This is a genomic window from Streptomyces ipomoeae 91-03, assembly GCF_000317595.1.
Taxonomy (GTDB): domain Bacteria; phylum Actinomycetota; class Actinomycetes; order Streptomycetales; family Streptomycetaceae; genus Streptomyces; species Streptomyces ipomoeae.
Window position 1 is genome coordinate 1 of sequence record NZ_AEJC01000505.1, and the last position, 9,532, is coordinate 9,532.

General features: G+C 72.4%; 8 protein-coding genes. 4 read left to right on the plus strand and 4 right to left on the minus strand.

Translation table 11 applies throughout. From position 1 onward, the window contains the following. Both STRIP9103_RS32860 and STRIP9103_RS32865 read left to right on the plus strand, forming a co-directional pair. On the plus strand, positions 1–1,165 hold a 1,165-nt coding region (locus tag STRIP9103_RS32860; RefSeq protein WP_009327709.1), incomplete at its 5' end, for a DNA-3-methyladenine glycosylase 2. A gap of 42 nt (positions 1,166–1,207) precedes the next feature. Continuing rightward, positions 1,208–1,699 carry a methylated-DNA--[protein]-cysteine S-methyltransferase gene (locus STRIP9103_RS32865; protein ID WP_009327715.1) on the plus strand — a complete coding sequence of 164 codons (492 nt, stop codon included), beginning with the start codon at positions 1,208–1,210 and terminating at the stop codon, positions 1,697–1,699. A 21-nt stretch (positions 1,700–1,720) separates the two neighbouring features. Here STRIP9103_RS32865 and STRIP9103_RS32870 read toward each other — a convergent pair whose 3' ends face one another. Beyond that, positions 1,721–2,446: an SIR2 family NAD-dependent protein deacylase gene (locus STRIP9103_RS32870; protein ID WP_009327708.1), complete on the minus strand. Its 726-nt coding sequence runs from the start codon at positions 2,444–2,446 to the stop codon at positions 1,721–1,723. A gap of 440 nt (positions 2,447–2,886) precedes the next feature. Between STRIP9103_RS32870 and STRIP9103_RS32875 the strand changes: the two genes are divergently transcribed. After that, positions 2,887–3,438: a DUF3455 domain-containing protein gene (locus tag STRIP9103_RS32875; RefSeq protein WP_009327710.1), complete on the plus strand. Its 552-nt coding sequence runs from the start codon at positions 2,887–2,889 to the stop codon at positions 3,436–3,438. Between the two features lie 46 nt (positions 3,439–3,484). Here STRIP9103_RS32875 and STRIP9103_RS32880 read toward each other — a convergent pair whose 3' ends face one another. The 3 genes from STRIP9103_RS32880 to STRIP9103_RS32890 all read right to left on the minus strand — a co-directional run bounded on the left by STRIP9103_RS32880 (position 3,485) and on the right by STRIP9103_RS32890 (position 8,158). Continuing rightward, positions 3,485–5,824 carry a protein kinase domain-containing protein gene (locus tag STRIP9103_RS32880; protein WP_009327714.1) on the minus strand — a complete coding sequence of 780 codons (2,340 nt, stop codon included), beginning with the start codon at positions 5,822–5,824 and terminating at the stop codon, positions 3,485–3,487. 450 nt (positions 5,825–6,274) lie between these two features. Further along, on the minus strand, positions 6,275–6,766 hold the full coding sequence (locus STRIP9103_RS32885; RefSeq protein WP_009327713.1) for an NUDIX domain-containing protein: 492 nt from the start codon (positions 6,764–6,766) through the stop codon (positions 6,275–6,277). Between the two features lie 321 nt (positions 6,767–7,087). After that, complete coding sequence (locus STRIP9103_RS32890; protein ID WP_048821411.1) at positions 7,088–8,158, minus strand: ADP-ribosylglycohydrolase family protein; 1,071 nt, start codon at positions 8,156–8,158, stop codon at positions 7,088–7,090. Between the two features lie 229 nt (positions 8,159–8,387). Between STRIP9103_RS32890 and STRIP9103_RS32895 the strand changes: the two genes are divergently transcribed. Continuing rightward, positions 8,388–9,512, plus strand: a complete 1,125-nt coding sequence (locus STRIP9103_RS32895) for a glycerate kinase (protein ID WP_048821412.1) — start codon at positions 8,388–8,390, stop codon at positions 9,510–9,512. The last annotated feature ends 20 nt before the right edge of the window (positions 9,513–9,532 follow it).

Sequence of the window (9,532 nt, forward strand, 5' to 3'; positions counted from 1 at the left end):
CCGGCGGCTGGGTTACAGCACCCGGCAGGTCGAGCGGCAGCTGATGGCCGAGCTGGGCGCCGGGCCGCTCGCGCTCGCCAGGGCCCAGCGGGCGCAGACCGCGCGGTTGCTGATCGAGACGACCGGGCTGCCGATGGCGGAGATCGCGTTCGCGGCCGGGTTCGCCTCGATCCGGGCGTTCAACGACACCGTACGGGAGGTCTTCGCGCTGTCGCCGAGCGAGCTGCGGGAGCGGGCGGCGCGGTCGTCCCGACAGCGGGCCCAATCGCCGGACACGTCAGGGGTGTTGAACCTCCGGCTGCCCTTCCGTGCCCCGCTCAACCCCGACAACCTCTTCGGGCACCTCGCGGCGACCGCCGTACCGGGGGTGGAGGAGTGGCGTGACGGCGCGTACCGGCGCACGCTCCGGCTGCCGTACGGCCATGGCATCGTCGCCCTCACACCGGAGCCGGACCACATCGGCTGCCGGTTGCGGCTCAGCGATCTGCGGGACCTGCCCGTCGCCATCAGCCGCTGCCGCCGCATGCTGGACCTCGACGCCGATCCGGTCGCCGTCGACGAGCAGCTGCGCACCGATCCGGTGCTCGCGCCGCTGGTGGACAAGGCGCCGGGGCGCCGGGTGCCGCGTACCGTCGACGAGGCCGAGTTCGCCGTACGGGCGGTGCTCGGCCAACAGGTGTCCACGGCCGCCGCCCGCACGCACGCGGCCCGGCTGGTCACCGCGCACGGCGAACCGGTCGACGACCCCGAGGGCGGCCTCACCCATCTCTTCCCGTCCCCCGAGGCGCTCGCGACCGTGGACCCCGAGTCCCTCGCGATGCCCCGCACGCGCCGGACCACCTTCACCACCCTCGTACGCCAACTCGCCGCCGGGGAACTCCACTTGGGCGTGGGCAGCGACTGGGCCGAGACCCGTGCCCGGCTCCTCGCCCTCCCCGGCTTCGGTCCCTGGACCGTCGACGTCATCGCCATGCGCGCCCTCGGCGACCCCGACGCCTTCCTCCCCACCGACCTCGGCATCCGGCGCGCGGCAAAGGAGTTGGGACTGCCGGGCGGCCCCGCCGCCCTCACGGCACGCGCGGCCGGCTGGCGGCCGTGGCGGGCGTACGCGGTCCAGTACCTGTGGGCGACGGACAGCCACCCGATCAACTTCCTGCCAGTGTAGGAATCGGACTTCCCGCCGATGTACGGAACCACAAGGACAGCCATGAATGAGCAGAAGAAGCACAAGGTCATCGACAGCCCCTACGGCCCCCTCACCCTCGTCGCCGACGACGGCGTCCTCTGCGGCCTCTATATGACCGAACAGCGCCACCGCCCGCCGGAGGAGAGCTTCGGCCCACGCGACGACACGCTGTTCGGCGAGACCGAGGAACAGCTGGAGGCCTACTTCGCGGGCGACTTGAAGGAGTTCTCGCTCGAACTGCGGCTGCACGGAACGCCGTTCCAGCGCAGCGTCTGGCAAGAGCTGTGCCGCATCCCCTACGGCGAGACCCGCGCGTACGGCGAACTGGCCGCGTCCCTCGGCAACCCCGCCGCCTCCCGCGCGGTCGGCCTCGCCAACGGCAAGAACCCGATCAGCATCATCGTGCCCTGCCACCGGGTCGTCGGCGCGGGCGGCGACCTCACGGGATACGGCGGCGGCCTGGCCCGCAAGAAGCGCCTGCTGGACTTCGAGAGCGGAGCCGCGCTCTTCTAGAGCCGTGTGTTCTCGCAGCTCTTAGTGGAGCTTGCCCAGCAGCTCCGGCAGGGCGGTGCCGATCGGCTCCCGTACGACCTCGTCGGCGCGGTCGTCGTACGGGGTCGGGTCGGCGTTGACGATGATCAGGCGGGCGCCGTGGTCGGCGGCGATCCCGGCGAGGCCGGCGGCGGGCTGGACCTGGAGGCTGGTGCCGACGGCGATGAAGAGCCGGCAGGCCTTGGTGATCGCGACGGCCTCGCCCAGCACCATCGGGTCGAGCCGTTCGCCGAACATCACCGTCGCCGACTTCAGGATCCCGCCGCACTCCAGGCACGACGGGTCGTCCTCGCCGGCCTCGACCCGGGCGAGGGCGTCCACCATGGGCGTACGGACATGGCACCTGGTGCACACCACCTCCCGGGCGGTGCCGTGCAGTTCGAGCACCTTGCGGGCCGGCATCCCGGCCAGCTGGTGCAGCCCGTCCACGTTCTGCGTGATCACCCGCACCGGCACCCCGGCCTTCTCCAGCTCGGCCACGGCCCGGTGCGCCGCGTTCGGCTCCGCCTTCAGCGTCCGGTTCTGCCGCCGCATCTGCCAGGAACGCCGCCGGATCTCCGGATCACCCATGTAGTACTGGTACGTCACCAGCTTCTCGGCCTCCGGATCCTTTCGCCACAGCCCGTTCGGGCCGCGGTAGTCCGGGATACCGGAGTCGGTGGAGATACCGGCGCCGCTGAGAATGGCGACGAGGGGCTTGGTCGTCATGGGCCGACAGTAGAACTCCTGTCTGCCGGGGGCGAATGGAATATGACCGTGGAGCCCCGCCGGAGCGATGGCTCGCTCCACGCCACCCGGCCAAGCCCCACCGGCGCCGCGCCCGTCCGCCGCGCCCGGCTGTGCTTGCCCGCCGCGCGAGGTTGCCGTCGTCTGCCGGGCGAGGTTGCCGTCGTTCGCTGTGCCTGGCTGTGCTCGTCCGCTGCGCGAGGTTGCCGTCGTTCGCTGTGCCCGGCTGTGCTTGTCCGCTGCGCGAGGTTGCCGTCGTCTGCAGTGCTCGGCTGCCCCGGCGGCATGTCGAGCGGCCCGAAGTCCTTGGCGGGGTGGCCCGTCCGTGTGCCCCGTAGTCCCTCGTCGAGTCGTGAGCCGTCCGGCCATACTCCCTACGCCCCCGGGCACCGGCTCGGACATCGACTTGGAGATCCACCCGATTGAAGCTCGACAAGCGTCTCGTCCTCACCGCCACGGCTCTCGCCGCCGCGGCCACCGGTGTGCTCCTGAGCGCGACGGGCGGCCAGGCCGCGGCATCGCAGTCCGCCGGCCGCGGCGTCGACGCTCCCGCCGCGCTGAAGGTGCCCGACGGCAACCGGCTCACCGGCGTCCTCGCCGCCGACGGCGTCCAGACCTACACCTGCGCCGACGGCGCCTGGAAGCTGCTGGAACCGGCCGCCACCCTCCGGGCCGAGAAGGGCCGAGCCCAGCGGACCGTCGCCCTCCACTCCCGTGGCCCGGTGTGGGTGTCCACGGTGGACGGCAGCGCCGTCAACGCCGCCGCCGTCGCCAGCTCGCCCAGGACCGGCACCATCCCCGAACTCCTCCTGCGGGCCACCGCCACGCGGGGCACCGGGGTCTTCGCCGGCGTCTCCTACATCCAGCGCCTCGACACCCGCGGCGGTGTCGCCCCCACCGCCGCCTGCACCGGCACCGACCAGATCAGCGTCCCCTACTCCGCCACCTACGCCTTCTACAAGCCCGCCAAGTGATCGTCCGCTGGTGGCCCCGGGGGCGACCAGGATCACCGCATCGTCGTCACGGCGTCGGCAGGCAGTAGGCGCGGTCGTAGTGCTGGGCGACCACGTGACCGGTGTTGTCGCAGGCGAGTTGCCATTCGTTGACGCCGGTCTCGATGTTGTCGGTGAAGTTCCACAGGAGGGTGCCGTCGGCGGCGTCGATGGCGTAGAAGCCGTTCTTGTTCTTGTAGGCGGGGACGTACACGGCCTCGGGGCCGGTGGTGACCGGCAGGTCGACGTTGAGCCGGGGGGTGGGGCAGAACCAGCGGCGGGCGCCGGTCGCGGCGTTGAAGGCGTACACGCCGGAGGGGGCGGTGCCGGTGACGTACACCGTGTTGCCGATGGCGCCGAGTGAGGCGAATTGGCCGCGTTCGGGTGCCACCTTCCAGCGTGGCTCGCCGGTGTCGAGGTCCAGCGCCTGCAGTTCGGCGCCGATGGCGAAGACCGTCTTGCCGAGCACCGCGAGGCCCGGCCGGAGGTCGTAGCCGACCGGATGCCGCCACTGGATGCCGGAGGTCTCCGTGTTCCGGGCCGTCACGTTGCGCAGGCCGTCGGCGTAGATGAAGTAGCCGGAGATGAGGACCGGCATCAGCCGGACACCGACGTCCTCCGGGCTGATGGGGATGACCTCGGCCCGGCGGGTCGCCAGATCGACGGCGAACACCGTGTCCGTGGAGGTGGCGACCCCCTGCGTGTCGGACTCGCGGCTCAGGCTGACCCCGATGACCGAGATCGCCCGGTTGCTGATCGCGCCGAGTAACGTGTCGAACCGGAATTCCGGCCCAAAATCGAGGGTGAAACGTTCCGTTCCATCGGCGGCGTCGATGCCGATCACCGTGGAGCCCTCGCCCAGCGCGACCGCGACGTCGGAGATCAGCATGGTCGGCGTGGGCGACGGGCTGATGCCCTCGTAGACCCACCTGGGCCGGGTGCCGTCCTTGAGGTCGAGGCTGAGTACGCGACCCGGGCGGGTCTTCAGCAGGGCCGTTCCGTCGTGGAAGACGGCTGGTGCCTGGAGCAGCGGGCCGCCGCGGTAGATCCACAGCGGCTTGGGGGCCGGGCCGAGCGGCGCCGCGACCTGTTCGCTCGACTGCTCCTCCCGGGTGAGCAGCAGGGAGCCGCCCACGGCGGCGGCGGTGGCACCCGCCGACGCGGCGAGCATCGTACGCCGGGACGGACCGGGCCGAGGCTGGGCCCGGCGATGTCTTGAGGAGACGGTCCGGTCCGGTGTCGTCTCCCCGGTGCCACCGTACGGGCCCGGGGGCGGCGGGCCGGTGACGGTCGGCTCCTCGTCCGCGTGGGTGGGGGCGTCGGAGGCGCAGGCCACGTCGACGTCGCGCACCGGCCGAGGGGTCGGGGTGGAGTCCGTCCGGCCCTGACCGTAGGCGTACGGCTCCGAGGCGCCGTATGTGTGCGGCTTCGGGGTGTCGCCGGCGGCGAAGGGCATCTCTACCAGGCCGCCCGGCGCGGTGTCGAGGCCGGCCACCACCGCCGTGCGCAGGGCGATCGAGGCGGTCAACGGCGGCGGCAGCCAGCCGTCCTCCGTCAGCTGCTCCACACCGCCGGGCGCGCAGGCCGCCGCCAGTTTGTCCGGGGTGATGCGCAGCCGCGGGTCCTTGGCGAGACAGAGGTTGATGATCTTGTCGAGCGGGTCGGGTACGCCGGTCAGGTCGGGGGCGCTGTGCACGACCTGGTAGAGCAGGGTGGCCGCCGCGGTGCCGCTGAACGGCGCGTGCCCGGACGCGGCGAAGGTGAGCACCGAGCCGAGGGAGAAGACATCCCCCTCGGGACCCAGCGGCTCGCCGGTGGCCTGCTCGGGGCACATGTACTCGAAGGAGCCGAACAGGGCGCCGGAGCGGGTGAGGTCGTAGCCGTCGGTCGCGCGGACGATGCCGAAGTCGATGACGCGCGGGCCGTCGGCGGCGAGCAGCACGTTGGAGGGCTTGAGGTCGCGGTGCACCAGTCCGGCGGCCTGTACGGAGATCAGCGCCTCGGCGATGCCGGCGCCCAGCACGAGCACCGATTCCACCGGCAGCGGCCCGTGCTCGGCCACCGCCTCGGCCAGCGTGGGGCCGGGTATGTACTCGGTGGCCAGCCAGGGCGTGTCGCCGTCGGGGTCGGCGTCCAGCACGGCCGCCGTGTATCTGCCGCCGACCGCGCCGGCCGCCTCCACCTCGCGACGGAAGCGGATACGGAAGCTTCTGTCCCCCAACATCTCGGGCTGGATGGCCTTGACCGCGACGGTCTGTCCCTCCGGGGACCGTGTCAGGTAGACCCGGCCCATCCCTCCCGCACCGAGCCGTGCCACGAGACGGTAGGGACCTAATACCTCTGGATCGTCGGGGCCCAGTGGTTCCATGATCTCAGCTGCCTGTTCTCGGTGTCGACGGGCGAGAATCGGCCCGGCGGGGGTGGGGGTGGGGGTGAGGCCGGCTTGTCCGGGCAGCTCCCGTATGACCGTTTCCGGCGCCCCGCATCCTGCCGAAGCCGTGGCCCACGCCCGGGTCGCCCGGCCAGGCGCCCCGAGTGCTGCCCCGGTTCCGGAGCGAGACTCAAGGGTGGGGATCGCTCGGGCGGGGTCTGGGGTCAGACTAGAGGCTGGAGTGGCGAACAGGTAGCAGTTTCAGCCAGCCCTTTAAAGTTACATTAAGTGAAGCGCTCTCTCATCTCAAGTTGCGTACAAGGTAATTGACGGTATGTGGGTTGACTCCTGTCACCAGGCGCGCTCCTGACACCGTTGCCGCGGTGGCTGATCGTCGCCGTTGCCGATGGCGGGTCCCCGTAGGGGGATGGACAGGGCCCTGTCGCCTCAGCCGACCCGGTGCCCGTTCTCCAACTCGACCGGGCCCGTGCCGTCCTCCAGGGCGTCGAGCGCGGCGAGCACACGGCGGCCGAGTGTCTCCGACAGATAGCCGGGCAGTTCGTCGCGGGGGACGAGCCGCCAGGAGAGGAGTTCCTCGTCCTGCAGCTTGATCCTCGACAGCTCGTCCTCGCCGAGTACTCCGCCGTCGTACAGATACGCCACCAGCGGCGGTCGCCCCACGCCGTGCACCCAGTCCACCACGAGGAGCCGCCCCAGCTCGACGTCCAGGCCGATCTCCTCGGCCGTCTCACGTCGCGCGCCCTGCCGTGGGGTCTCTCCGTCGTCCGACTCGATCGTGCCGCCCGGAAGCCCCCAGCCCGCACGGTAGTTGGGCTCGACGAGCAGCACCCGCCCCTCGGCGTCACGGAACACCGCGGCGGCGCCGGCCAGGACACGGGGGAGGCTCGCGATGTACGCGGCGAAGTCTTGAGTGGTCATTCAGGAAGGGTAGACGGCGGCCGAGGGGCTGGAAACGGGCGCCTGAGGGGCGGCAGCAGAGCGTTCTAGGGGGCAGGACGCGACGCGCACGGCGCGGGAATCCGGCGCTCAGGCGCGGGGACTGGGCACTCGGGGTGAGGGAATTCACCACTCTCGGGCGCGGTGATCCGGCGCTCAGGGCGCGGAGCTTGGCGCTTGGGGTGCGGCGCCAGCCGCGCAGGGGCGGGATCTCGGCGTTCAGGGTGCGGGAGCCTGCTGCTCAGGGGGAGTCGGCCGCTCCGGGCGTGGGAGCCTGCCGTTCAAGGTGCGGGAGTCCGCCGCTCAGGGTGGGGGAGCCGTCGCCAATCGCAGTGTGCGCTCCGCGAGGTCACTGATCCGCACGCCGTCGAAGCCGAACACGGCGCTGCGTACGGTGTCCTCCAGCGGGTCCTTCCACCGGTCCGGGATCGCCTCCGCCCCGCACAGCACCCCCGCCACCGATCCGGCGGTCGCCCCGTTGGAGTCGGTGTCGAACCCCGCCCGGACGGTCAGCGCGATGGTGCGGGTGAAGTCGCCGTCGCCGTACAGGAGCCCGGCCGTGAGCACGGCGACGTTCGGGACGGTGTGGATCCAGCCCAGCCCCGAGGTCTCCTCGTCCACCGTCGTGAGCGTCTCCTCCCAGGACAGCCCGGTGTCATGGAGCGAGACGACGCGCCGCACGGTACGGGCGAGGCGACAGCTCGCCGGGATCGCCGTCAGCGCCTCCTCCAGGGCCGCTCGCACGGTGGGCGCGGTGAACGCCGCCGAGACGAGCGCCGCCGCCCACATCGCCCCGTACACCCCGTTGCCGGTGTGCGACAGCACGGCGTCATGGCGGGCCAGCGAGGCCGCGCGGCGGGGCTCGCCCGGGCAGGTCCAGCCGTGGACGTCGGCGCGGATGAGGGCGCCGATCCACTCCTGGTAGGGGTTGTCGTACGTGGCGGTCAGCGGCGGCCTCAGCCCGTTGGCGAGGTTGCGGTAGGCTGCCCGTTCCGCCGTGAACGTCTGCAGATACGGCAGCCGCAGCAGCCACAGGTCGCCGACCTGCTCGGTGGTGAAGTCGAAGCCGTACGTCTCCAGCAGATGCAGGCCCAGGATCGCGTAGTCGACGTCGTCGTCGCGGCAGCTGCCGTGGATACGGCCGCGTACGCACTCCCGCCACTCGGGGCGCAGCGCGCGCTCGTCGCGCTCGTCGGCCGGCTCCGGGAGGTAGTCGGTGAGGGGCAGGGCCCCGGCCTGCCGCAGATAGCGGTCGATGCGCTCCCGCGTCCACAGGTCGCCCTGCTCGACCGGCTTCCCGAGCATGTTGCCCGCGATCCGGCCCAGCCAGCCCCCGAGAACGCGGTCGGCGAGTTCACTGCCCACAGGGGTCATGGCTGAAGGTCTACCCGATTCGGGCCGGGGGCGCTCGGCGTCGCGGGCTGACCTCGGGTCGGTACGCGGTGTTCGATGGGCGGGACAGGGCGTGACGGACCCCGGGCGGTCCGGCTAGTGTCGCAGCGGCGCGACTGCCTTGACGTGCGCAAGGCCCGAAGAGCGAGGGGAATGCAAGGTGGCGAACGCCGCTGTGGACGGGATCGAAGCAGGCACGGCAACCCCGCGGGTGCTGATCGCCGCGGACAAGTTCAAGGGCACGCTGACGGCCGTCCAGGTCGCCGAGCGGGTCACGGCGGGTCTGCGCCGGGTACTGCCCGGCCTGGAGGTCGAGGCGCTGCCGGTGGCCGACGGTGGCGACGGCACGGTGGCCGCGGCGGTCGCGGCCGGGTTCGAGCGCCGTGAGGTACGGGTCACCGGCCCGCTGGGTGAGCCCGTGACCGCCGCGTACGCCCTGCGCGGCGACACCGCCGTGGTCGAGATGGCCGAGGCCAGCGGGTTGCAGCGGCTGCCCGCAGGGGTCTTCGCGCCGCTCACGGCGTCCACGTACGGCTCCGGGGAGCTGCTGCGGGCCGCGCTCGACGCCGGTGCCCGCACGATCGTGTTCGGCGTGGGCGGGAGCGCCACGACGGACGGCGGCGCGGGCATGCTCGCCGCGCTCGGCGCGCGCTTCCTGGACGCCGCCGGGGCGCCGATCGGGCCCGGCGGAGGGGGCCTGCGCGACCTGGTCACCGCCGACCTCTCCGGCCTCGACCCCCGGCTCGGCTCCGGCACGGTCGACTTCGTGCTGGCCAGCGACGTCGACAACCCGCTGACCGGGCCGAAGGGCGCGCCCGCCGTGTACGGGCCGCAGAAGGGGGCGAGCCCGGAGGACGTCGCGACCCTTGATGCGGCCCTGGCCCACTTCGCGACCGTCCTGGAGAAGACGATCGGCGAGCGGGCCGCCGCGCATGCCCTGGCCCCCGGCGCGGGTGCCGCCGGCGGCATCGGTTACGGCGCGCTCATCCTCGGTGCCCGCTTCCGACCCGGTATCGAGGTCATGCTCGACGTCCTGGGCTTCGCGGAGGCGCTGGAGAAGGCCACCCTGGTGATCACCGGCGAGGGGTCCCTGGACGAGCAGACCCTTCACGGCAAGGCCCCCGCCGGCGTCGCCGCGGTCGCCCGCGCCGCCGGTAAGGGGGTCGTTGCGGTCTGCGGTCGTCTGGCCCTTCTCCCCGAGGCCCTGGGGCACGCCGGTATCCGCCGTGCGTACCCGCTGACGGATGTCGAGCCCGATGTCCAGCGGTGCATCGCCGAGCCGGGGCCGATCCTGGAGGACGTGGCGGAACGGATCGCCCGCGACTTCCTGAACTGACGACTTCCTCGCCCCCGCCG

What these genes read in the sequence shown, in the direction of transcription:
- STRIP9103_RS32865 (WP_009327715.1), top strand. Translation starts at nt 1,208, where the DNA reads ATGAATGAGCAGAAGAAGCACAAGGTCATCGACAGCCCCTACGGCCCC.
- STRIP9103_RS32880 (WP_009327714.1), bottom strand. Translation starts at nt 5,824, where the DNA reads ATGGAACCACTGGGCCCCGACGATCCAGAGGTATTAGGTCCCTACCGT.
- STRIP9103_RS32885 (WP_009327713.1), bottom strand. Translation starts at nt 6,766, where the DNA reads ATGACCACTCAAGACTTCGCCGCGTACATCGCGAGCCTCCCCCGTGTC.
- STRIP9103_RS32870 (WP_009327708.1), bottom strand. Translation starts at nt 2,446, where the DNA reads ATGACGACCAAGCCCCTCGTCGCCATTCTCAGCGGCGCCGGTATCTCC.
- STRIP9103_RS32890 (WP_048821411.1), bottom strand. Translation starts at nt 8,158, where the DNA reads ATGACCCCTGTGGGCAGTGAACTCGCCGACCGCGTTCTCGGGGGCTGG.